Genomic DNA, 24,601 nt, shown 5'->3' with positions numbered 1-24,601 from the left:
TCTAATTGGTCTCTAACATCTCACACTAAACATGCTATGAGTTTCATTAGCATGTTTAGCTTTGTGTAATGGACTTCAAAATCACTTCTGAGTTCGAGCCAACGGGTGATCAACCCAGGGCCATAGAACAATTAGTTAATAATGTCGAAGCAGGCGAACCAGCACAGGTTCTGTTAGGTGCCACCGGTTCAGGAAAGACCTTTACCGTGGCTAATGTCATTCAGCAAACGCAAAGACCAACTTTGATTTTGAGCCATAATAAGACGCTCGCTGCACAGCTCTACGGAGAGTTTAAACAGTTCTTTCCTGAAAATGCTGTAGAATACTTTATCTCCTACTACGACTACTATCAGCCTGAAGCCTTCATTCCTAACAGCAATCTGTATATAGAAAAAGATCTCTCTATCAATGACGAGATAGAGAAGCTTAGACTCAGTGCCACTTCTGCCCTCCTTACGGGCCGAAGAGATGTAGTGGTCATTGCCTCCGTCTCTTGCATATATGGTATCGGTAACCCTGATGAATTTGGTAAAAATGTAGTCAGGCTTCAGGTAGGTGATATAGTTCCCCGAAATCAATTACTCTTTGCCCTGGTAGACATTCTCTATAGTCGTACCGAAGCAGAGTTCAAACGAGGTACTTTTAGGGTCAAAGGAGATACAGTGGACATCTTTATCGCCTATGGTGATTTTGCTTATCGCATATATTTCTGGGGTGACGAAATTGAAGCTATTCAGCAAATTGACCCGGCAACGGGGAAGAGATTGGCTGATGAAAAAATCATTACTATTTTCCCCGCCAACCTCTTTGTAACCGGCAAAGACGTACTGCATACAGCCATCAATGAAATACAGGATGATCTGGTAGAACGGCTCAACCAATTCGAAGAGGACAGAAGATTTCTGGAAGCCAAAAGGCTAAAAGAGCGGACTGAATTCGATTTGGAAATGATACGTGAACTTGGCTATTGTTCAGGAGTAGAGAACTACTCACGCTATTTCGACAGGCGCCATAAAGGACAACGTCCCTTCTGCCTGCTGGACTATTTTCCAGATGACTACCTCCTGGTAATTGACGAAAGCCATGTAACCGTACCTCAGGTCAGAGCCATGTGGGGTGGTGATCGTTCCAGAAAAGAGAACCTGGTAGAATATGGTTTCAGACTCCCCTCTGCCCTGGACAACAGACCATTGAAATTCGATGAATTTGAAGCCCTTACCAACCAGGTAATTTACGTTTCGGCTACTCCCGGAGATTATGAGCTCAGTAAAACCGAAGGAGAAGTAGTGGAACAGATTATTCGTCCGACAGGTCTTCTTGATCCAATGATTGATGTAAGGCCAAGTGTCAATCAGATCGATGACTTACTGGAAGAGATTGACGACAGAGTAAAGAAAGAAGAACGGGTTTTGGTTACAACGCTCACTAAAAGGATGGCTGAGGAACTAACCAAATATCTGGAAAGGGCCCATGTGAAGGTTCGGTACATTCACTCTGAAGTGAACCCACTAGACAGGGTTGAGATATTGCGTGAACTCAGACTAGGTATCTTCGATGTCCTCGTAGGTGTTAACCTGCTACGTGAAGGGCTTGATCTACCTGAGGTTTCACTGGTCGCCATTCTGGATGCCGATAAAGAAGGTTTCCTTAGAAATCAGAGATCACTTATTCAAACTATTGGCCGGGCTGCCAGAAATGAAAACGGCAGAGTCATCATGTATGCTGATACAGTAACACAGTCTATGCAGGAAGCCATTGATGAAACGAACCGTAGAAGAAGTATCCAAATGGAATACAATGAGGCTCACGGCATAGTCCCAAGAACAGTTCGCAAATCGAAGGAAGCTATCATGAGCCAAACCAGTGTAGCCGATTCAAAGAAGAACAAGAAAAACTACTATGCAGAACCGGAAGAGCATTCCGTAGCAGCTGACCCGGTAGTGGCCTACATGAGTAAACCAGCCCTGGAAAAAATGATTGAGAAAACTCAAAAGTCAATGGAGAAAGCCGCTAAAGAACTAGATTTTATGGAAGCCGCCAGACTCAGGGATGAGTTGAATGAGTTAAAGAATCTTCTCGAAAACAAACAATAAAATATTTCCTTCAATGGGATGTGACCTTTCAAAACTCAAGCGTCCAATGCTTTGAATTTTGATCGAAATATGAAAAAATACCTAATTGCCTCTTTGGTAGCCGTCTTAGTGATGAGCTGTAATCAGGAGAAGAATTTATTAATTGCCGAAAACACTGAATTAATTACCAAACTTGACAGTGTTTCTGCTGAACTTGAAAGTGCCCAGAAAGCCAGTGTTACATTAATGGAAGCTATGAGTCTTATGGATTCGATTAACCTGGGTAGGGAGATGTTGAAAGTGACTTTGGAAAGCTCCAGTCAACATGAAGATTTCCTGCTGCAAATGAATGAGTTAAAAGGTTATGTAGAAGCAACGAGCCTGCAGATTGATCAACTTGAAAAAGCAGCAAAGGAATCTAAAAGCATTCAGTACTCCTTTGCACAGACGATCAAGACGCTAAAAGCTGAACTTGAAAGCAAAAAGGCCGAAATAGCTTCTATTGAATCACAGCTCAAATCTGTTCAAGACAATAATCAAAAATTGGTTGTAATTAATAAATTGCAAACAGAAACCATCAGCAGTCAAGATGCAGAAATTGCAGCCAAATCATTGGAGCTTGAAATGCTGAATCAGCAGATAGTTGATCTGAGAGCTAGTTTTAAGTTAAGTGAGGCCGATGCTTATTACACACAAGGCGAGGCATATGCCTTGGCTGCACAACGAACCAAGTTAGCTCCGGCAAAAAAGAAGAACAGCTATCAACAAGCTTTGACTGCCTATCAAAAAGCCTACGATTTGGGTAAAGCTGAGGCTCAGCCAAAAATCGAGGCCATACAGGCTAAACTGAAATAAGTTTAGCCTTAAACTCTTTTTAACGTCATTCTGACAAGTAGCCCTGCATAACAGGGTTATTATGATTGCATTCAAACAATCATTCACTTGTTCAGAATGACGTTTTGTTTTACACTGAATTTCAATCGATTTACTTCAATTTACTTCTGAACCGGTGTAATTGACACCCAATTTCATTTAACTTTCATGTTTGACAGACATAAAGACTATAAAATTCAACCTTAATAAATCAAACTGACAGAAAATGAATAAGAAATGGATTCCAGGATTTTCCCTTTTGATCCTTGTTGCTCTGGTGTCACTGCTAGACTCCAGAACATTGGACGGACTGGATGACCCAAACATCAACGGAGCCGATACTGCCTGGATGTTGGCCGCGACCGGTCTGGTACTATTGATGACCCCCGGCTTGTCATTCTTCTATGGAGGAATGGTAAGCAGAAAGAATGTCATCTCTACAATGGTTCAAAGCTTTATCTGTATGGGAGTCATTACTCTTGTATGGATCACTTTTGGTTTTAGCCTCGCTTTCGGAGATTCAATTGGAGGTTTCTTTGGCGACCCTACTACATTCGCGTTCTTTAAAGGCGTTGGTGCGGCCACTCAATCGGAACTCGCCCCGACTATTCCCTTTGTTCTTTTCGCCTTGTTCCAAATGAAGTTTGCCATTATTACTCCTGCCTTGATTACTGGTAGTTTTGCGGAAAGAGTCAGATTTTCGAGCTTCCTCCTTTTCATCATCCTCTTTAGCATTTTCATTTATAGCCCTCTGGCTCATATGACCTGGCACCCGGAAGGTTTTCTGAGAAAATGGGGAGTACTGGATTTTGCAGGAGGAACAGTGGTACATATGTCTGCAGGATTTGCAGCCATTGCTGCTGCGATTATTCTGGGTAAAAGAAAAAATCATGGAGCCGCTCATAAGCCCTACAATGTACCTTTTGTACTCCTAGGAACCGGATTACTATGGTTCGGTTGGTTCGGTTTCAATGCAGGTTCAGCCCTGGGTTCTAATGGTGCAGCAGCATTAGCTTTTGCAACGACCACAGTAGCCTCAGCTGCAGCCATGCTCGCCTGGGTGCTTTATGATGCCTTTATGGGCAGAAAGATTTCCGGGATGGGCGCGTCTATTGGTGCCGTTGTAGGCCTGGTAGCGATTACACCGGCAGCAGGATTCGTGACGATTGGGCAAAGTGTATTTATAGGAGTGGCAGCAGCTATCGTCTCGAATATTGTAGTCTACTACAAAAATAAAACAGGTATCGATGACACCCTCGATGTGTTCCCATGCCATGGTGTTGGAGGTATTGTAGGGATGGTTCTAACCGGAGTTTTCGCTCAGGAAGTAGGGCTGATATACGGAGATACCACTACCTTCTTAAGACATATTGCAGCAGTATTCCTGGTAGGAGGCTTTACCTTTGGCCTTTCCTATCTATTCTTCAAGTTAACTAACCTGATTATTCCAATGAGAGTGAGTGAAACTGCTGAAGAGATTGGATTGGATATTACACAGCATGCGGAAAGTCTTTCAAAAAGCACGACTCCCGAGCAGATTTCGGAAATGATAAAAGCCGCTTCAGCGAAAAAGTAAACTGAACATAAACTACTGACTAAAACTAAAAAACCCGACTCGATGAGCCGGGCTTTTTTTGATATTAAGTTCTTCTTATTTACCGTCAACGTATCGCTTACTTACTTCATCCCAATTAATTACGTTGAAGAACGCGGCAATGTAATCAGGTCTTCTGTTTTGGTAATTCAGGTAATAAGCATGCTCCCAAACATCCAGACCCATGATAGGGTGACCTCCGCAGCCTACATTCGGCATTAGTGTATTGTCTTGATTAGCAGAAGAGCAAACCTCTACTCTGCCACCTGGATGAACGCATAACCATGCCCAGCCTGAACCAAATCTGGTAGCAGCAGCATTAGAAAAGGCATCTTTGAATCCATCGAATGAGCCATAAGCCTCATTAATGGCATCCGCAAGTTCTCCACTTGGAGCACCACCACCGTTAGGAGACATAATGCTCCAGAATAAAGAGTGATTGTAAAAACCACCACCATTATTCCTTACTGCTCCGTTATCGCTGTGATTCTCTAAAAGGTCTTCAATGCTCTTACCTTCCATTTCAGTCCCGGCAATTGCATCGTTCAATTTGCTTGTATATCCTGCATGGTGCTTACCATGGTGAATTTCCATCGTTCTTGCATCTATGTGCGGCTCAAGCGCATCATAAGCATAAGGTAATTTTGGTAGTTCAAATGCCATATTGTTTGTTTTTAAGTTTATACAAAAAATAAATTCTTATCTCAGTCGAGCAAAGAACTGCTTCAACAACTCCTCACTCTGTGTTTTTAACAAGCCATGACTTGTTTCTGTTCGCGGATGCAGTATTTTTTTGGGATGAAGAGAAAAGCCCCTTTTACTATCTTCAGCTGCATATACTAACCTTCCCAACTGAGCCCAATACAGAGCTCCCGCACACATAACACAAGGCTCTAAGGTAACAAACAAAGTGCATTCATTCAGGTATTTTCCTCCAATGGCATCGAAAGCAGCGGTTATTGCCAGCATTTCTGCATGGGCAGTCACATCTGTCAGTTGCTCTGTCATGTTGTGTGCCCGTGCGATAATTCTGTTTTCAGCAACGACCACAGCTCCCACCGGAACCTCCTCTTTTTCAAAGGCCATTTCAGCTTGCTTAAGTGCCTGCTGCATAAAGTGCTCGTCTGAATGAATACTCAGTTCCATAAGCTTTGTTTTCAGATCAATATTAAGCCCAAATGCTAAAACAATTGCTAAATTTGCCACTCATTTTTAAGACAGGAATATGCTGAGAACACATAATTGCGGAGAGCTTAGAGAAGAAAATGCAGGAACTGAAGTCACCCTTTCAGGATGGGTTCAGAAAATTCGTGACAAAGGAGGCCTGATGTGGGTCGACCTGAGAGATCGTTATGGAATTACTCAGCTTACATTGGAGGAAGGTAGAACTCCGTCACCTGTTATCGAAGCAGCGAGAAAACTCGGTCGTGAGTTCGTCATACAGATCAAGGGGAAGGTAGTAGAACGTTACGCCAAGAACGACAAGATCCCTACCGGAGCTATTGAAATTGACGTAGAGGAATTGAATATCCTGAATGCTTCAAAAACCCCTCCTTTCGTTATTGATGATGAAACCGATGGTGGTGAAGATTTAAGAATGAAGTACCGCTACCTGGATCTAAGAAGAGGTACTGTAAGAAGAAAGCTGGAACTAAGAAGCCAGCTTGCCATTGCGGTTAGAAACTATCTGGCCAATCAGCAATTCGTAGAAGTTGAGACACCTGTACTCATCAAATCTACCCCCGAAGGTGCCAGGGACTTTGTCGTTCCTTCAAGAATTAATCCGGGAGAGTTTTATGCGCTTCCTCAATCTCCACAAACTTTCAAGCAGCTATTAATGGTCTCTGGTTTCGACCGATACTTCCAAATAGTTAAGTGTTTCAGAGATGAAGACCTCAGGGCCGATCGTCAACCAGAATTCACCCAGATAGACTGTGAGATGTCTTTTGTAGATCGTGATGATGTGCTGAACACCTTTGAAGGATTAACCCGTCACCTTTTCTCCAGCATTAAAAATGTTGAACTGGGAGAATTTCCAAGAATGAGTTATGCTGATGCCATGAGTAAATATGGCAGCGACAAACCAGATATACGCTTCGGAATGGAGTTCATTGAACTTAATGATGTTGTTCAAAACAAAGGCTTTAATGTGTTCGATCAAGCTGAATTAGTGGTTGGTATTTGTGCCAAAGGTTGTGCGGAATATACGCGCAAGCAGCTGGATGCCTTAACCGACTATGTCAAGCGTCCACAAATTGGAGCTAAGGGACTGGTATATGTCAAATGCAATGAAGACGGTACTTATAAATCGTCTGTCGATAAATTTTATTCACAGGAAGACTTAGCACAGTGGGCAGAGAAAGCCGGTGCCAAAGCTGGTGACTTACTACTCGTCCTGTCAGGCAACATCAATACTACCAGAAAACAGATGAATGAGCTTCGTCTCTTTATGGGTTCTGAATTAGGATTGAGAAAGTCAGACGAATTCAAACCTCTTTGGGTGGTCAACTTTCCATTGCTTGAATGGGATGAAGAAACCAGACGATTCCATGCCATGCACCACCCATTCACTTCTCCATTAAAAGAAGACATTAAGAAATTGGATACTGACCCCGGTAGTGTACGAGCCAATGCTTATGACCTTGTGATTAACGGGGTAGAGATTGGCGGTGGTTCTATCAGGATACATGATAAAGCGACTCAGCAATTAATGTTCAAGCACCTTGGCTTTACAGATGAAGAAGCTAAAGCACAGTTCGGATTCCTGATGGATGCTTTTGAATATGGCGCTCCTCCTCATGGTGGAATTGCCTTCGGCTTCGACAGACTTTGTGCCATGTTTGGCGGCTCAGAAACTATTCGCGATTATATCGCCTTCCCAAAAAACACCAGCGGCAGAGATGTAATGATCGATTCGCCTTCTACCATAGCTAATGAGCAGTTGGTCGAACTAGGGCTAGGTTTGCGCTAAAAAACGCGCATATATCAACCGAAAGGTATAATTTGTAACTTCGGCCGATACATGTCACTTAGCTTTAAACTTACACCGAAGTTCTACATGCGCCTGAGTCTGGTTCTTGCCATACTCATCTGGCTCATTGTGTCTTTGATTGACGTGTTACAACTACTCGCATTCAGGAGTGGTGTTGATCTGGGAATAAGTCGCGAAGTACCGGTATTACTCATCGACTTTTTCTATGTCTTTGTCATTATATACTATAGACTTAGGATAAGAGAAGTCGATGGTGGAAACTTCGTAGATCTTCTTTGGAGGGTCTTTGCTACCGGTCTGGTTACAACCATCATTTCGCTGGTATTTAAGCTCTTCTACTCTTCTATTGCAGACTCGGTACTGGCCGAAAATGAATTTCTCAGAATATTCACCAATGGTATTAGTCAGGCAGTTATTTCCATATTCCTGATATCAACCTTCATAGTCTGGAAGAAACTCATTCTCTATCAGAAAAGCAGAAGGCTGGTTATCTATTGGAATACCTTTGAATGGCTGGTGATTGGCTCCATATTCTTTAACCTGAGCGGAAGCGAATTGCAATCAAGCCTCCTGTTCCAGATAATATTTATCGGCATGGCTCTAATGGCCATTATCCTTTCAGGTAATTTAAAATGGGTTGCCTATTTAAATTTTAAGCAAAAGTGGAAGGCCATTCTTCTGATTGTACTGATCACCATTTACGTCTTCTACTTCTTTGCTGAGCTGTATGTACCTCCTGCTGAGTCTTTAGCTTTCCTCAATTCTATAGATAACCTCTTTATCATTACGCTATTTACATTCCTCCTTTTCTACAGCGTATTCTCATTGTTGGTTATCCTATTCAATCTGCCTACTTCCTCTGTCTTCGAGAGGAAAATGGAAGAGGCCATTAATTTCCAGCGACTGAGTCAGTCTATACAGAGTGGCGAAAGTGAAGAACAGATATTCGACATTCTGCTTACCTCATCAATGAACGCTGTTTATGCCGATGCCGGGTGGATTGAAGTAAATCAGGACGAAAGCAATACGCAATTCATCAACCGCAATATCAGCAGAGAAAGTATTAATAAGATTAAAGAGCAAATCTTTAGCAGCAAGAGCCGCACGGTGATGAAAAATCCATTGAGCAGTTCCAATTCCGAAACTGATCGTGTACTGGTAGCCCTGAAACGCTCTAATTTCAAGTCTGTTTTTGTGGTTCCTCTAACTGTTCAGAACAGAGTGACAGGCTTTATGTACCTGCTCAATGAAGTGAGTGATGGCTTCAACAAGGAGATGATTAACATCATCAATACCTTCGCCAGCCAGGCAAGTGTCTCTATAGAGAACTTCAAACTAATGGGTGAAGCCATCTCCAATGAGCGATACAAGGAGGAATTGAATATTGCGAAGCGGGTACAAAGAGCCTTGCTTCCTGAAAAGCTGGATAGTGATAAGCACTTTAGTATTCATGCTTTTACCATTGCCGCTGCTGAGGTTGGGGGTGATTATTACGACACCTTCAAATTGAGTGACCACAGGTTTGCCATCGTCATTGGAGACGTTTCCGGTAAAGGAACTTCAGCCGCCTTCCACATGTCTCAGATGAAAGGGATTTTCCAGTCCTTGGCTCAGATGGATTTACCGGCAGATGAATTTCTATTCCGGGCCAACAAGGCCTTAAGCCAGTGTTTGGAGCGAACTTCATTCATTACTCTGACATATTTTATTCTGGACACCGCCAGTAAGAAATTACAGTTTGCAAGAGCAGGACATTGCCCCACACTCTACTACGACAAAAGCAAGAAAGCAGCAGAGTACTTCCAGAATAAAGGCCTTGGTTTGGGCATTTTAAGAAATGACTCGTTCAAGAAATTCATTCATGTAAATGAGTTGGAATTCGATAAGGATGATATCCTCGTACTCTACACGGATGGTATTTCTGAGGCATCAAACAGTAAAGGAGAAGAATTCGGGTTTGACAGAATGAAGTCATTGCTGGAAAAGAATGCCCATTATGATCCGGTGATGATTCAAAAAATATTTATAAGCAAGCTCTATGAGTTTTGTGGAACAAAAGACTTAGACGATGATTACACTTTGGTGGTGATCAAGTTTGACTGATATACGTTAGATAAAAAGGACATGATTGAAATTACAAAAGAGCAGGAAAACAATTATCTGCAACTATCCGTAGAAGGAGAGGCAGATGCGAGCTCAGCCATCAATTTAGATAAGGCCATCAGAGAAGCATTCGATGAAGGGCATCAAAGCATTCTGATCAACTGCACCAATCTTAACTACATTTCTTCTGCCGGACTTGGCGTGTTCATGTCGTACATAGAAGAGATATCATCGAACTCAATCAACTTCATACTATACGGATTGTCTGAAAAGGTTCTCAAGGTCTTTGGAATCCTGGGACTCGATCAGCTTCTGACCATAAAAGAAAACAAAGAAGAGGCACTGGAGGCACTCAATGGCATATAGTTTCGACATACCAAGCAGCAAGAATAAGCTTAGGCTCATGCGTAAGTTCGTCACCGATGTGTTGAATTCACATGACATACCGGAGATTGAAACCAACATGATGGTTTTAGCAGTAGATGAGGTATGCGCCAATATTATTATTCATGGGCTCCAATCAAACCCTCTGGAAAGTGTAAGGCTGAATATCAATTTTGCCCCGGATGGCGTTTGGTTCGAAATAGTAGACCGAGGAGATGGTTTTGACATCATCAACTATAATGAGCCCAAAATCGAAGACCTGATCAAAAAGAAAAACAAGGGCGGCATAGGCATTATGCTTGTTAAGAAAATCATGGACAACATTGAATTGAAGACAACTCCACAGGGCAATACCTTGCGGTTGTTCAAAAAAATTGATTCATAAAATGAGATTGCTTTTTATCGCAGGTATAGCATTTCTGCTTCATCTTGCCTGCCTCAACTCTCTTTTCTCTCAAACTATTGCCTCCATTGATGATGTTGAAATCAGCTCGGACGAACTGCTCTATGCCTATAACAAGAATAGACCGGTAGGCAACCAGATAAACCGGGACTCTCTTCTGAACTATCTTGAGCAATACATCAATTTCAAGTTGAAAGTAAGAGAAGCCAGAAAGCTGGGTTTAGATACCTTACCATCATTTCAGAATGAACTTCAGGGATACTTATCACAGATCAAAAAACCCTATCTCGAAAACCCTAATGCCGAAGAAGATCTCATCAAGGAGACTTATAGGCATATGCAAACTGACATTAATGCTGCACACATACTCATTAAAGTCTCTCCCACCGCCCTCCCTCAAGACACCCTTAGCGCCTACAATTTCTTAGATAGCTTAAGACAAACCATCGGCTCTCGTTTTGAATTCGAAGAAATGGCCAGAAAATACTCACAAGACGGAAGTGCTCAGGCTGGTGGAAATCTGGGCTGGTTTACGGCACTCCAAATGGTTCCTCCATTTGAAGACGGAGCCTACAATACACCCATAAACAAAGTATCAGAGGTGGTGAGATCATCATTTGGTTATCACCTCATCTACGTGATTGACAAAAGAGAAAACCTAGGAAAAGTAAGAACATCACACCTGTTTTTCAGCAAACAACGTGGTAGTGAAGCTGCCAAAATAAGGGCAGAACAGGTCTATGACTCCCTAATGAATGGGTCTGACTGGGACAGAATGGCCAGGAAATTCTCAGACGACACCGGCACCAAAAATGATGGAGGGAGATTACCATGGGCAGGTGTGAAACAGCTTCCCGATGATTATTTGGAGATAGTGTATAACATCGAGGAGTTAGGAGCCTTCACAAAACCAAGTGAAACCCAATTTGGATGGCACATCATAAAGCTCAATGATATTCAACCTTTGGAGCCTTATGAAATCAAAAAGCCAGAGATTGCTGCCACACTTAAGCGAATGGGTAGAAACACCCTAGATGAAAAGAAGCTTCTTTCCAAACTCAAGTCAGAGTCTAACTTCAATCAGAATCTGGACTCTCTAAATCTGATTCTTAACGCTTTAAGTTCTAAAGGTCTTAATGATGCCTATACTTCTGGTTTGGAAGGCGCTGTTCTATTCAGACACGGTAACCAGAGAGCCTCTCTTAAAGAGTTCCTCGAGGAACTACCTGCTTTTAACATTCAGTACTCTTTACCACAGTTGACAGATTTCTATCAAAAATTCGAGAAGGAATTCATTTTGTCTTTTGAAGACTCAATTGCCCCGACTAAATATCCGGAGTATAGATTCCTGCAGCAGGAATATGAAGAAGGATTATTATTATTTGAAATAATGCAACAAAGGGTATGGGACAAGGCCGCTCAGGACTCTCTCGGACTAAAACAATATTATGAGGATCACCAAAGTGATTATATCATAGAAGATAGAATAGGTTGTCTGATCGTGCAGTCACCCGACCAGGAGCTTCAAAGTGAACTAAAAGCAATTAAGTTCTCAGCTGACTCACTTGATTTTGCGCAGGAAATAGTAATCAGAGAAATTAATGACAGGCTGAACAAGGAGTTAAAATTTGCTAAAAGGAATCTTTTGGCTAGTGAATTCTCTAATTTTGAAGGAATTAAGAAGGAATTTGGAAGCTGGACTCCCATTAGAAATACTGATGATCTGTGCCTGATTCTTGAATATCTACCCAAAGGACCACAAGCATTTGAGGAAATCAAAGGTCTGGTTATGGCAGATTTTCAGGAACTACTGGAGACACAATGGGTCGAGGAACTCAGGAGTTCAGCGGAGATTAAAATCAACAAAAAAGAACTCAAAGCAATTACTAAAAATTGAGGTTTAAGATTTACATAGCGACAATCACCATGGCCATGGTAGCCAGTAGCTGTGAATATATCACTAGTGAATCAGGTCAAACCACCTCTAACAGTGAAACTCTTGTTGCCAGTGTTGGCAATTCTTACCTCTTTGAGGCCGACATAGCCAACCTCATAGAACCAGGCATGTCTATTGAAGACAGCTCAAGAATAACACAGCAATATGTCCGCAACTGGATTAAGAAGGAGCTCCTGATCAAAGAGGCAACGAATAATGTACAAATCGATCAATCTCAAATTGAGCGAAAAGTTGCTGACTATAGATACACCCTGCTCTCTTATGAGTACCAGAAACTAAAAGTGCAACAGTTATTAGATACCACGGTTACTGATCAGGAAATTGAGGAGTATTATCTAGAGAATCAGGATAACTTCGAATTAAGACAAAACATTATCAGAGGGCGTTATCTGAAGATTAACCAGCAAGCTCCAAAGAAATCAGATGTTAGGAGGTGGATCAAATCCTCAAGACCTCAGGACCTCAGTTCATTGAAAGACTATGCCTTTCAATTCGCCAATAACTACTCTCTGGAAGATTCTACCTGGTTAAAGTTTGATGATATTACCAAAAACTCACCCTTCTCTACTTTAACTAATAAGATTCAGTTTCTCCGAACGACTCAATATGCTGAAGAAACAGATTCTCTATATCTTTACCTACTCAAAATCGATGAGTATAAAATTTCCGAAGAAACCTCTCCGTTGGAATTTGTAAGGGCAGACATCAAGAACATTATTTTGAACAAGCGAAAAGTGGAGTTGGCAAAAAGCCTGGAGAATGAAGTTTTTCAAAACGCTAAAGAAAATGAAGATTACAAGATATATCGCTAGTGTGGTAGTATTGCTAAGTCTAAGCACGACAATGCTTGGACAGCAAGGTGAAGTGGTTGATAAGATCATCGGTAAGGTAGATGATAAGATTATCTTGAAAAGTGAGTTGGAGCAGGCATACCTTCAGTTCCTTAGTAGTCCAAATGCTCTCCAATTTGACGGGGATGCCCGTTGCTTCTTACTAAAAGACATGGTTGAAAGCAAAGTAATGCTAGCCATGGCAGAAATTGACTCTGTAATCATTGATGACGCACGAGTGGATTACGATATCCAGGGTAGAGCCCAGCAAATCATGCAAAGATTTGGGTCTGAAGATGCTATTCGTCAGGCATACGGCAAGTCTCTAGACCAAATCATGGAGGAGTTAAGACCTGATATTGAACAGCAACTACTGATACAACAGCAGGAGAGAGATATTGTAGCCGATGTAACGGTTACTCCCAATGAAGTTAGAAAGCTTTATAACAACATCCCTAAAGACAGCTTACCACTCTATTCAACAGAATACGAGGTTGGTATGATCGTAAAACAGCCTGAAGTAGATAATGATGAAATTGAGCAGTTAAAGAAGAAACTACTCGGCATAAGGGAACGCATACTCAAAGGAGAAAGCTTTGAAATTATGGCCACCCTAAACTCTGACGGGCCAACCAGCGCCAATGGAGGTAACCTTGGTTTCAACCAGAGAGGAACCATGGACCCTGCATACGAAGCAGCTGCCCTTTCCCTGAAACCGGGAGAAATATCTATGCCTTTCGAATCATCTTTTGGTGTGCACATTACCCAATTGATAGAAAAGAGAGGAAATGAATATAACAGCCGTCACATAATTCTTATTCCTAAACCGTCTCAGAAAGATGTTCAGGAGGCAGTTCAGTATCTCGATAGCCTTCGAGAACAGATTATTGCCGAAAAAATAACTTTTGAGGAAGCAGCGAAACAATATTCCGATGATGAGAGTACAAGTGTGAATGGTGGCTTTATGTCAGGTCAGTTTGGGTCTCTAAGAGTTCCGGCTAATGGGTTAGATCCTGAACTATATTTTGAAATAGACAAAATGAAAGAAGGTGAAATCTCAAAAGCAACTACCGTACAGGTAAGTGCTGATGATCAGGTAGCCAGAATTATCTATTTCAAAAAGAGGATTGCTCCTCACAGGGCAAACCTGAACGAAGACTATGAAAAACTGAAGGCGGCAACCATTCAAATGAAAAAAAGTCAGAAACGGCAGGAATACCTTCAAGACAAAATGAAAGAAGTATATATTGAAGTAGCTCCGGAATATAACCGTTGTGGCATCATCAATAACCAATAAGTATGAGCAACACGTCTGATGTGGCATTAGCCGACAAGTTCTTTGAAGACTTTAAAAAACTCAAGGCAGAAATTTCCAAGGTAATTATAGGGCAGGAAGAAGTAGTTAACCTATTACTAGCTTCAATATTCTGTCAGGGACACAGCCTTCTGGTCGGTGTTCCAGGCCTTGCCAAAACGCTTCTAATTCAGACTATTTCCTCAGCATTAGACCTAAGCTTTAAAAGAATACAGTTTACTCCAGACCTGATGCCTTCAGACATCCTGGGGGCGGAAACCATAGATAAAGACAGAAACTTTAAATTCATTCAGGGGCCAATTTTCGCCAACATTATTCTGGCAGATGAGATTAACAGAACCCCACCCAAAACACAAGCTGCCCTCTTAGAGGCAATGCAGGAATACTCCGTAACAGTGGCCGGCCAACACTTTAAATTGGATAGACCATTCTTTGTTCTGGCTACACAGAACCCAATAGAACAGGAAGGAACTTACCCATTACCGGAAGCTCAATTGGATAGATTTCTTTTCAACATTACCCTCACTTATCCTTCTTTTCAGTCGGAGGTAGATATTGTTAAAAACACCACTACCGATGAGACCCAAACTGTAAATCACGTGCTAGGTGCCAAAGAAGTGATTGAATATCAGCATCTGGTACGAAAAGTACCTGTTGCAGATAATGTGGTCGAATATGCTGTAGGCTTAGTTCATAAGACACGTTTCGAAAGCGAAAAAGCACCTCAAATTACAAAGGACTATATTGAGTGGGGAGCAGGGCCAAGAGCATCTCAAAGTCTGGTGATTGCTGCAAAATGTAATGCACTTATCAATGGAAAGTATTCTCCAGATATAGAAGATGTTCAGGCAGTTGCCAAGCCCATTCTAAGGCATAGAATTGTGAGAAACTTTAAGGCAGAAGCAGAGGGGCTAACTATTGATAAACTGATCGACAGTTTGCTCTAATCATACTTATAAAATCCTCTTCCTGATTTTCTTCCGTGATGCCCAGCATCCACTTTTTGTTGCTGGATTCTGGATGGTCTGAATTTAGAATCCTGATGAAATGCGTTGAACATAGAATCAGTCACAGAGTAGTTCGTGTCGACACCAATCAAGTCCATCAAGCGATAGGGGCCCATTTTGAACCCACTTGTTTCCAATAAGCGATCGATACCATTTACATCACTAACTCCTTCTTCCAAAACTTTTAGCCCTTCAACATAAAAGTGCCGGGCCACTCTGTTCACAATGAACCCGGGAGCATCTTTAGCATGAACCGGTGTTTTACCCAACTCAATTGCCAATTGATAAACTAATGATGCTACCTCAGGAGCAGTTGCTGCACCAGAAATTACCTCAACAAGCTTCATGATGTGAGCAGGATTAAAGAAATGCATTCCCACAAAATTCTGAGGCCTTTTTAGCTGCGCTGCAATTCTGGTAATTGGAATAGACGAAGTATTAGAAGCCAAAATGGTATGCTCCTCATTAATTTCCTCCAGCCGCTGAAATAGTTGCTGCTTAATCTCAAGCTTTTCAATAATAGCCTCAATGATCAAATCGGCCTTTAAGCTGCTCTCTTCAATGGCTAGTGTCAGGTTAGCTAATGCATCAGTCTTCTGTTGTTCCGTAACCTTACCCCTTTCAATCCCTTTATCAAGATTTTGTACGATCCGCTGCTCTGCCTTAGGTAACATGTCAGCATTGACGTCATACAGGATGACTTTGAATCCAGCCATGGCACATACCTGAGCTATTCCCTGCCCCATTGTTCCCGCTCCAACAATGGCTATTGATTTGATATCACTTAACTGCATTACAAGGAATTAAATTGCTTCAAGAAACGGATATCATTCTCGGTAAACAAACGAAGGTCTTTAATGCCATACCTTAACATGGTAATCCTTTCAATACCCATTCCGAAAGCAAATCCGGAGTATACTTTAGAATCAATCCCACAATTCTCCAATACATTTGGATCCACCATACCGGAGCCACCTATTTCTACCCAACCAGTGTGCTTACAGATGTTACAACCATCGCCATGGCATATCTGGCATGAGATATCAATCTCGGCACTCGGCTCAGTAAAAGGAAAGTAACTTGGCCTAAAACGAATCTGCGTATCACGAGTAAACATTTCTTTGACGAAATGATACAATGTCTGCTTCAGATCAGCAAATGAAACTCCCTTATCAACATAAAGCCCCTCCATCTGATGGAACACGCAGTGTGCTCTGGCAGAAATAGCTTCGTTTCTGAAAACCCTTCCAGGTGAAAGGGTTCTAATCGGTGGCTTTTCATTTTCCATTACCCTAATCTGAACACTGGAAGTATGCGTTCTTAGTGCGATATCAGGGTTCTTTTCAATGAAGAAAGTATCCTGCATTTCACGAGCCGGGTGGTTTTCCGGAAAGTTAAGGGCAGTAAAATTGTGCCAGTCGTCCTCAATTTCCGGACCACTTGATACATTAAAGCCTATTCGTTCAAATATCTGAATGAACCTGTTTCTGGTAGCCGTTAATGGGTGAATGGAACCAAACTCTCCAGTCACTGGAGGTAAGGTAAGGTCTGGATGGTCTTCTGTACCACCGCTTTTGCTTTCCAGGTTTTCAATGAGCTCTTGAAACTTGTCTTTAGCCAGATTTTTAAGATCATTTACTGCCTGACCAAATGCCTTCTTTTCTTCATTAGGCACATGCTTCATCTCAGCGAACAGGTCTGCAATTACATTCTTTCTGCCTATGAACTTTAGACGGTAATCTTCCAGTTCATCCTTGGAATTAGCTACAAACGCCTCTATCTCTTGAGAAAGCTGCTTTACTTTTTCATTCATAGACTCTGTATTATGATTTTCACACAAAAATAACAGGACTTCATAATTAACTGCCCTTAAAGGCCTATTTTTGGTTATGGAACACAACATTCTTGTAACGGGCGGTGCTGGCTATATCGGGTCACATGTTGTCGTCCGACTTCACGAAGAGGGTTTTAATCCCATTATTTTAGATGACTTTTCTAATTCAGAAAAATCAGTTCTCGATAGGCTTCATAAAATTACAGGAAAACACTTCAAATCATACGAAGGTGACATTCTTGATACTGGCCTGCTTGAGCAAATCTTTTCTGACAATCAAATAGAAGGTGTAATTCATTTTGCCGCTAAGAAGGCTGTGGGTGAGTCTGTTGAAAAACCATTGAAGTATTACAAGAATAATGTTTCAGGACTCCTCACTGTCATTGAAGCCATGTTGGCAGGTAAGGTGAAAAACCTGGTGTTTTCTTCTTCTTGTACAGTATATGGCGAGCCTGATGAGTTGCCTGTAACAGAGGCTTCTCCCGAAAAGCCAGCCAATAGCCCATATGGTAACACAAAACAGATTGGAGAAGAGATAATTCAGGATACTGTAACGAGTGGAGTTGCTCTCAAGTCCATCGCATTAAGATATTTCAACCCGATTGGAGCTCATCCTAGCGGAGAAATTGGAGAGCTACCTTTAGGTATTCCTAGTAATCTAGTTCCCTTCATTACCCAAACCGCTGCCGGAATTAGAGAAAAGATCACTGTTTTTGGCAACGACTACGACACTCCTGACGGAACTTGTATTCGAGATTATATTCATGTAATGGATCTGGCGGATGCTCATGTTCAATGCCTGAAGCATCTCGATAATACAGAATCTGACAACCACTTTGATGTTGTTAATGTTGGGACCGGAAAAGGGAATACTGTTTTGGAAGCTATAAAAGCATTTGAGGCGGTTACCCAAGTGAAACTCAACTATGAGATAGGACCCCGAAGAGCAGGTGATGTCGAAAAAATCTATGCCCAGGTTGACAAGTCTCGAAAACTGTTAGACTGGAGTACTAAATACTCATTATCGGACTCAATGAGGGATGCATGGAACTGGCAGAAAAGGATCTCTGACCTTTAAACTTATATACGCAACCACTAAACGAAGGAAGTATGCTTCCTAACGAACCTTATTATACTATTTTTGAACCCAAATTAGATTTGTAAAAAAGTAAACTATGAAAATAACAATTGTAGGAACCGGTTATGTTGGTCTTGTAACCGGAACATGTTTTTCAGAAGTGGGTATTGATGTCACATGTATTGACATTGATGAAAAGAAAATTGAAGGGCTAAAGAATGGCATTATGCCTATCTATGAACCCGGTTTAGAGCCTATGGTGAAAACTAACCTGGAGAAAGGTCGCCTACATTTTTCAACAAGTTTAAAGGATAACCTTAAAGACACTGAGGCCGTTTTCATTGCTGTAGGAACACCTCCTGGTGAAGATGGAAGTGCAGACCTTAAATATGTTCTGGCTGTTGCCAGAGAAATAGGGCAGCATATGAGCGACTACCTGGTTGTTGTAACAAAAAGTACTGTACCAGTAGGAACTGCCAAAAAAGTCAAAGATGCGGTTCAGGATGAACTCAATAAGAGAGGTTCAGACCTCAAGTTCGATGTTGCCTCTAACCCTGAATTCCTGAAAGAAGGGGCTGCAATTCAAGATTTCCTTAAACCTGATAGAATTGTAGTAGGTGTTGAATCCGAGGAAGCCAAAAAGATAATGGAGAAGCTATATAAGCCATTCCTATTGAACGGCCATCCAACAATCTTTATGGATGTTCCTTCAGCAGAAATGACCAAATATGCCGCCAACTCAATGCTCGCTACTAAGATTAGCTTCATGAATGACATTGCCAATCTATGTGAAATTATGGGGGCTGATGTTAATATGGTGCGCAAAGGTATAGGCAGCGATTCTCGTATAGGTACCAAATTTATTTACCCTGGAGTTGGCTATGGTGGCTCATGCTTCCCTAAAGATGTTAAAGCTTTAATCAAGACCGCAGATGAAAACGGGTATCAAATGAAAGTGCTCAAAGCAGTTGAAGATGTAAATGATACACAGAAATCTGTCCTGGTAACAAAAGTCAAGAAGTATTTTGGAGATGACCTGAATGGTAAAACATTTGGCGTTTGGGGTCTTTCTTTCAAACCTAAAACTGATGATATGAGAGAAGCTCCTTCTATCGTAATCATTAATCAGTTAATAGCCGCTGGTGCCAAAGTCAAAGCCTTTGATCCCGTAGCCATGGAAGAAGCTCATAGGGACCTCGGTGAAACAATCACTTATGCCAAAGACGAATATGAAGCACTGGTAGATGCTGACGCTCTACTGCTGGTTACTGAATGGCCTGAGTTTAGAGTGCCTAATTTCAATGTGGTAGGTAAACTTCTTAAAAACAAGGTGATTTTTGACGGACGTAATATTTACGACAGAGAAGAGCTTAAAGAATTAGGCTATACCTATTATGGTATAGGACTACAATAAAAAGAATATGAAAAGAGTATTAATTACCGGGGCGGCAGGTTTTCTAGGTTCCCACTTATGTGATAGATTCATTGCAGAAGGTTTCTGCGTTGTCGGAATGGACAACCTGATCACCGGAAACATGGAAAACATTGAGCATTTGATGCCCAATCCCAACTTCGAATTTTATCATCACGATGTTTCCAAGTACGTGCATGTCCCCGGTAAGCTCGATTATATTTTACACTTTGCCTCACCGGCTAGTCCGATAGACTATCTTAAAATACCAATCCAAACACTTAAAGTTGGCTCATTAGGTACACACAACTTGCTCGGATTGGCCAGAGCAAAAAATGCCAGAATGTTGATTGCATCAACTTCCGAAGTTTATGGAGACCCACTGGTACATCCACAAACAGAAGAATACTATGGCAATGTAAATCCTGTAGGCCCCAGAGGAGTATATGACGAAGCCAAGCGCTTTCAGGAAGCTATGACCATGGCTTACCATACCTTCCATGGCCTCGAAACAAGAATTGTGAGAATCTTTAATACTTATGGCCCAAGAATGAGATTAAACGATGGCAGGGTTCTACCTGCCTTCATTGGTCAGGCTCTCAGAGGTGAGGATTTGACAGTCTTTGGAGATGGAAGTCAAACACGTTCGTTTTGTTATGTAGATGATCAGGTGGAAGGTATATTCAAATTGCTAATGTCTGACTATCCCTACCCAGTTAATATTGGTAACCCAGATGAAATCACCATTGCTCAATTCGCAGAAGAAATAATAAAACTTACTGGAACCGATCAAAAGGTAATCTATAAGGACTTACCCAAAGATGACCCAATGCAAAGAAAACCGGACATTACTAAAGCCAGAGAAATTTTAGGTTGGGAACCGAATGTAAGCAGAGAAGAGGGTTTAAAAATAACCTATGATTACTTCAAGTCCTTACCTGAAGACAAGCTTTACAGAAAAGAGCACAAGGATTTTACCAAGTACATTAACAGGTAATTAATACGCTTTTTCCTGCCCCTTTGCAATACCAAAAATTGTCAGGAAAATGATCTTAAGGTCCAAAAGAAATGACCAATTCTGAAGATAGAACCTGTCTAGCTTGACCCTGGAATTCATCTGAAAGTAATCTGTAATTTCTCCCCTATAACCCATGGCCTGAGCCAAGCCAGTAACTCCAGGCTTGGATTCATGTCTTTTGGCAAATTTATGGACTGTGTCCTTGTATTGATTATTTAGAGAGATAGGGTGTGGCCTTGGACCAACAACCGACATTTGACCAAAGAGTACATTAATAAATTGTGGAAATTCATCTAAAGAACTTCTTCTCAGGAACATCCCGAACCTTGTCGTTCTTGGGTCATCTTTAGATGCCCATTGGGAATCTGCCTCATCATTTAGAAGCATAGTTCTAAACTTCCAACACAAGAAGTGTTCTCCATTCTTACCTTCTCGCCACTGTTTAAAGAGCACCGGACCTTTGCTTTCTAACTTAATTATAATAGCAAACAGAGGATACATCCATGATAGTACCAAAGCCACAACAAAGAAGGAAAAAACAAAATCAAACGATCTTTTGACAGCTCTATTGGCTGTATTGTCTAAAGGAAGACGATTAACATCTATAACAGATATAGACTCATACTTTCTCAGTACAAAGGTTTTGAGAATGTCCGTCTTAATTTCAGGCAGAAGTTTTACTTTTTTTGCGTTATCATCAGCAACAGCTATAATTTCATTCCTCAGATTTTGTGGTAAGTTTTCACTGATATAGATGAAATCATACTTCTTAAACCCAGAAGACATTATTTTTCGAACCGACCCAAGAAATGGATACTTATGCTTCCTTGTCGGTTTATCTAGTTCCGAAAAAATTCCTTCACAACGAATTCCATAATGAGGCTTTCTCTTTAGCAGATCATACAAGTTAAACCCCAGCCGATCATATCCGACAATAGCAGCATATCTAATATTCCCTCCAAAGGCTCTGTACCTGTCCAAGACCAGATGTATAAAAACACGATAAATAGTGAGCCAAACAAAAAGAAACAAGACAAGAGCCATCATAAAGTGACGATTGATTTCTGTTTCTCCGGAATTGAAAAGCCAAACAAGAGCAATTATCGACACGAAAATAAAGACACTAGTGAACGCCTTCTTGAAAGTACTGTAGTAGCTAACCGCGCGACCTATTTTGAAATCTTTATTCAGATATGAGAAAATGGGCCAAAGAGTTATGTAAACCAAAAAAATGTAAGAGTATGGTCTATTTAGTTGAAATGAGCCAAAAGCGACATAAAGCGAAACGAAAAAGACAATACTGAGAACCAGTATCTCACCCAGAATAAAAAGGAATGGAAAGTACCTATTGAATCGCTTTTTCACTTGTTTGTGTTTAATTCGATGATTAAAAATAGCATTGGAAAAAGTAATTTTCTCTATCTAATAATGAATTAATATGTTTTTAACATGAACTCCACCGCCAGCTCTATACCCGAATTCGAGTATAAATCTCCAGTATCAAATGCCATTAAAGCCTTGATTTTAGCAGATTGTTTTAACAACATGGTTTCAAACTGCCCTTCAATCAAAGAGTAAAACTGGTTTTTCCCATTTCGAAACACATAATTGAAATCGGAATCAATAATTACACCTTTCCATTGAAACCTGCCTTCGTACAGTCCTGCATAAGTTCCATAGTTCTCAGTATAAGTGAACATGGTTCTAATGCTAAATTTTTGAGATGGTTCAAAGAACATTCCAATATGATATGACCGAATTCTGTTGTTAATTATTTCATTCTGATAATTAGGAAAAGTACCTAGAAAATTCATGGCTCTACTGTAAGTAAGAAATAACGGGTTGGAAACAATGTTTCCCCTATATGTCCAACCAGACTGATATAGATAATTATTATAAAAATCGTCTCTTCCACCATATCTATATCCAAAATTGTCTTCAACAGTGACTACATCTTCTGTTGCGTCTGGAAGTCCCGGACCGCTCTGCCACTTGGTTTGTATATACTCCAGGTAGACTTTGCTCAAAAAAGAATTTTTTGGACTAGTGAACTCTAACCCAATCAAGTAGTCCGTAAGACTTATATATTGCATACTACCTAAGTCTTCAAAAGGCTTTTGATAATTCAGCCTCAAAAGTGACTCCCCTAATTTTTTTTCTATAGTCCACTCTGAAATACCTAAATGATTACCTATGGCATTAAATTCTGCAGCCGTCCCTCCCATGGGATCTGGATTCGGAATGCCTTGCCCCACAAACAATCGCAAGAAATCTTTAAAACTACTGGGTTGTTTTTCACCCTGAGGAGAGGTACCACCGTACTGAACAAAATGTATTAGAGAAGAGTAAATTCTTAAGCCGATAAGTTCCTTCAAATCGAGTATTACCCCAAAGTACTTTTGATGTAACAATGTCTTGCTGATGTACCGATCCTTCTCAAACTGCCCAATACTCATCCCTCCCTTAACTTTGAAATAACCATGAGTGAGAGGTAAATCGAAATAGTCAATATCAAGACCTATTTGAGGTACAGGAACAGCATTGGCACTCATCGCCATAGACCCGGTAGTCAACTGATTGTTCGGAATACCTCCCAAGACCTGACCTTTTCTGCCAACATAGAAGGAAATATTCTGACGTTTTATTTCAGCAAACAATTCTGTTATTACCTTATTCCTAAAAGAAAGTGAAGACTGAAAGGTCCAGTTTTTATTGAGCTTATTATCATACTCAATACTACCTTGGACGAAAAACCTCTGTTCATCGTTTACTCCTCCCCAGCGATTATAAACCAGATAAAAAGGAAGATAATCCTTTGAGGCTATCAATGCTCCCGTTGATATTTTAGCCCTTACTGAGTCTGTTTGGGCCTGAGAATGAACAGCTTGCACTAGACAAAGAGTGCTGAAAACATAGAACAAAGTTTTTACACTTATCTTTTTCACCAAATCTGATTACTTTTAACGCAATATAGCACAGACAAACTTGAAATGACTCTTTCCAGCCGAATGGTAATTTGATCAAAACTAAGGGTGATTAAATGAGATTAACCAATACCCAAAAAACCATTGGATTCTTTTTGTTGCTTTGTGTCATTTATGGCTGCTCAGAAGAAGACTTTCCAAGTATAGAAGACTTTTACTCTTACGACTTTGAAACAGACTATACCAATATAGACAGTGTATATGTTTCTGAATTTGATGGTGATAGAGTATTAGGCCCATTCAATAATTCTGGATTCTCAGTTCAATGGCAAGGCCTCCCCATGCACGACTATGTCAAATTGACCTTTGATCTTTACATCCATGATACATGGGAGGGAAATTCTAATGACTCTGGTACTGGCTTACCTGATCATGATGCCTGGATCATTGAGTTTGATCCTCACAAAAAAATTAAGTCATCAGATAAAATCTACTTTGAAACTACTTTTTCAAATGGTCCTTGTGAGCCTGGTTGGTGCTTTGGCCAGTCATACCCAAATGAATTTCCATTTTATCATGATGCAAGAACTGGGGCAGCAGTGAAATATATGCAGGGAAGATGTCTCTATGCTGATTCACCTTATGGTACATCTATGTATAAAATTGAAAAGATATTCCCTCACCGAGAAAGCTCAATGGTAATTGCTTTCTATGACAGGCTCAAACAAGATGCCCCATTCTCACCTCTTTGTGAAGAGAGCTGGTCTCTTGACAACTTAAACATATCATTAATCAGAAGGTAAATT

Annotated in this window: 21 protein-coding genes; 15 read left to right on the top strand and 6 right to left on the bottom strand. The window is 41.0% G+C overall.

Annotated elements, in window-relative coordinates:
- The first annotated feature begins 68 nt into the window (after nucleotides 1-68).
- The 3 genes from uvrB (at nucleotide 69) to ACOOEY_RS12025 (ending at nucleotide 4,521) form a co-directional block, all read left to right on the top strand.
- Entirely contained in the window at nucleotides 69-2,093 is a 2,025-nt protein-coding gene (gene uvrB, locus ACOOEY_RS12035; protein WP_420384964.1) for an excinuclease ABC subunit UvrB, read from the top strand.
- A 69-nt stretch (nucleotides 2,094-2,162) separates the two neighbouring features.
- Entirely contained in the window at nucleotides 2,163-2,927 is a 765-nt protein-coding gene (locus ACOOEY_RS12030; RefSeq protein WP_420384963.1) for a hypothetical protein, read from the top strand.
- 244 nt (nucleotides 2,928-3,171) lie between these two features.
- Complete coding sequence (locus ACOOEY_RS12025) at nucleotides 3,172-4,521, top strand: ammonium transporter (protein ID WP_420384962.1); 1,350 nt, start codon at nucleotides 3,172-3,174, stop codon at nucleotides 4,519-4,521.
- A 75-nt stretch (nucleotides 4,522-4,596) separates the two neighbouring features.
- Here ACOOEY_RS12025 and ACOOEY_RS12020 read toward each other — a convergent pair whose 3' ends face one another.
- Together ACOOEY_RS12020 and ACOOEY_RS12015 are read right to left on the bottom strand one after the other, a co-directional pair.
- Nucleotides 4,597-5,202, bottom strand: a complete 606-nt coding sequence (locus ACOOEY_RS12020) for a superoxide dismutase (RefSeq protein ID WP_420384961.1) — start codon at nucleotides 5,200-5,202, stop codon at nucleotides 4,597-4,599.
- A 36-nt stretch (nucleotides 5,203-5,238) separates the two neighbouring features.
- The gene (locus tag ACOOEY_RS12015; protein ID WP_420384960.1) at nucleotides 5,239-5,685 is read right to left on the bottom strand and encodes a nucleoside deaminase; all 447 of its coding nucleotides are present in this window, start codon (nucleotides 5,683-5,685) and stop codon (nucleotides 5,239-5,241) included.
- 79 nt (nucleotides 5,686-5,764) lie between these two features.
- Here ACOOEY_RS12015 and aspS point away from each other — a divergent pair, with 79 nt between their 5' ends.
- The 8 genes from aspS to ACOOEY_RS11975 are packed head-to-tail and all read left to right on the top strand — an operon-like array spanning nucleotide 5,765 to nucleotide 15,470.
- Nucleotides 5,765-7,510, top strand: coding sequence for an aspartate--tRNA ligase (aspS, locus tag ACOOEY_RS12010; protein ID WP_420384959.1), 1,746 nt, complete (start codon nucleotides 5,765-5,767; stop codon nucleotides 7,508-7,510).
- A 51-nt stretch (nucleotides 7,511-7,561) separates the two neighbouring features.
- Nucleotides 7,562-9,634, top strand: a complete 2,073-nt coding sequence (locus tag ACOOEY_RS12005; RefSeq protein WP_420384958.1) for a GAF domain-containing SpoIIE family protein phosphatase — start codon at nucleotides 7,562-7,564, stop codon at nucleotides 9,632-9,634.
- Between the two features lie 21 nt (nucleotides 9,635-9,655).
- Nucleotides 9,656-10,000 carry an STAS domain-containing protein gene (locus ACOOEY_RS12000; RefSeq protein ID WP_420384957.1) on the top strand — a complete coding sequence of 115 codons (345 nt, stop codon included), beginning with the start codon at nucleotides 9,656-9,658 and terminating at the stop codon, nucleotides 9,998-10,000.
- Entirely contained in the window at nucleotides 9,990-10,403 is a 414-nt protein-coding gene (locus tag ACOOEY_RS11995) for an ATP-binding protein (protein WP_420384956.1), read from the top strand. Before ACOOEY_RS12000 ends, ACOOEY_RS11995 begins: the two co-directional genes overlap by 11 nt.
- A gap of 1 nt (nucleotide 10,404) precedes the next feature.
- Nucleotides 10,405-12,318 (top strand): peptidylprolyl isomerase, encoded by a 1,914-nt coding sequence (locus tag ACOOEY_RS11990; RefSeq protein ID WP_420384955.1) that lies wholly within the window; start codon nucleotides 10,405-10,407, stop codon nucleotides 12,316-12,318.
- Entirely contained in the window at nucleotides 12,315-13,190 is an 876-nt protein-coding gene (locus ACOOEY_RS11985; protein WP_420384954.1) for a peptidyl-prolyl cis-trans isomerase, read from the top strand. The genes ACOOEY_RS11990 and ACOOEY_RS11985 overlap by 4 nt, the downstream gene beginning before the upstream one ends.
- Nucleotides 13,165-14,505, top strand: a complete 1,341-nt coding sequence (locus ACOOEY_RS11980) for a peptidylprolyl isomerase (RefSeq protein WP_420384953.1) — start codon at nucleotides 13,165-13,167, stop codon at nucleotides 14,503-14,505. The genes ACOOEY_RS11985 and ACOOEY_RS11980 overlap by 26 nt, the downstream gene beginning before the upstream one ends.
- Nucleotides 14,506-14,507: 2 nt before the next feature.
- Nucleotides 14,508-15,470: an AAA family ATPase gene (locus ACOOEY_RS11975; protein WP_420384952.1), complete on the top strand. Its 963-nt coding sequence runs from the start codon at nucleotides 14,508-14,510 to the stop codon at nucleotides 15,468-15,470.
- Here the strand turns inward: ACOOEY_RS11975 and ACOOEY_RS11970 are convergent.
- Complete coding sequence (locus tag ACOOEY_RS11970) at nucleotides 15,467-16,324, bottom strand: 3-hydroxyacyl-CoA dehydrogenase NAD-binding domain-containing protein (protein WP_420384951.1); 858 nt, start codon at nucleotides 16,322-16,324, stop codon at nucleotides 15,467-15,469. The genes ACOOEY_RS11975 and ACOOEY_RS11970 overlap by 4 nt on opposite strands.
- Nucleotides 16,324-17,343: a phenylalanine--tRNA ligase subunit alpha gene (pheS, locus tag ACOOEY_RS11965; RefSeq protein ID WP_420384950.1), complete on the bottom strand. Its 1,020-nt coding sequence runs from the start codon at nucleotides 17,341-17,343 to the stop codon at nucleotides 16,324-16,326. Before pheS ends, ACOOEY_RS11970 begins: the two co-directional genes overlap by 1 nt.
- A gap of 76 nt (nucleotides 17,344-17,419) precedes the next feature.
- On the opposite strand from pheS, the gene galE reads away from it, so the two are divergent.
- From galE to ACOOEY_RS11950, 3 genes are all read left to right on the top strand, one after another.
- Nucleotides 17,420-18,442, top strand: coding sequence for a UDP-glucose 4-epimerase GalE (galE, locus tag ACOOEY_RS11960; RefSeq protein WP_420384949.1), 1,023 nt, complete (start codon nucleotides 17,420-17,422; stop codon nucleotides 18,440-18,442).
- Between the two features lie 97 nt (nucleotides 18,443-18,539).
- Entirely contained in the window at nucleotides 18,540-19,856 is a 1,317-nt protein-coding gene (locus ACOOEY_RS11955) for a UDP-glucose dehydrogenase family protein (protein WP_420384948.1), read from the top strand.
- 7 nt (nucleotides 19,857-19,863) lie between these two features.
- Nucleotides 19,864-20,850, top strand: coding sequence for a UDP-glucuronic acid decarboxylase family protein (locus ACOOEY_RS11950; protein ID WP_420384947.1), 987 nt, complete (start codon nucleotides 19,864-19,866; stop codon nucleotides 20,848-20,850).
- Here the strand turns inward: ACOOEY_RS11950 and ACOOEY_RS11945 are convergent, their stop codons facing one another.
- Both ACOOEY_RS11945 and ACOOEY_RS11940 read right to left on the bottom strand, forming a co-directional pair.
- The gene (locus tag ACOOEY_RS11945) at nucleotides 20,851-22,236 is read right to left on the bottom strand and encodes an exopolysaccharide biosynthesis polyprenyl glycosylphosphotransferase (protein WP_420384946.1); all 1,386 of its coding nucleotides are present in this window, start codon (nucleotides 22,234-22,236) and stop codon (nucleotides 20,851-20,853) included.
- Nucleotides 22,237-22,304: 68 nt separating this feature from the next.
- Entirely contained in the window at nucleotides 22,305-23,762 is a 1,458-nt protein-coding gene (locus tag ACOOEY_RS11940) for a capsule assembly Wzi family protein (RefSeq protein ID WP_420384945.1), read from the bottom strand.
- Between the two features lie 149 nt (nucleotides 23,763-23,911).
- Here ACOOEY_RS11940 and ACOOEY_RS11935 point away from each other — a divergent pair, with 149 nt between their 5' ends.
- Entirely contained in the window at nucleotides 23,912-24,598 is a 687-nt protein-coding gene (locus ACOOEY_RS11935; RefSeq protein ID WP_420384944.1) for a hypothetical protein, read from the top strand.
- Nucleotides 24,599-24,601: the final 3 nt, after the last annotated feature.

This window comes from Roseivirga sp. (assembly GCF_965216855.1).
Lineage (GTDB): Bacteria > Bacteroidota > Bacteroidia > Cytophagales > Cyclobacteriaceae > Roseivirga.
This window is presented reverse-complemented; position numbering and strand designations above follow the sequence as displayed.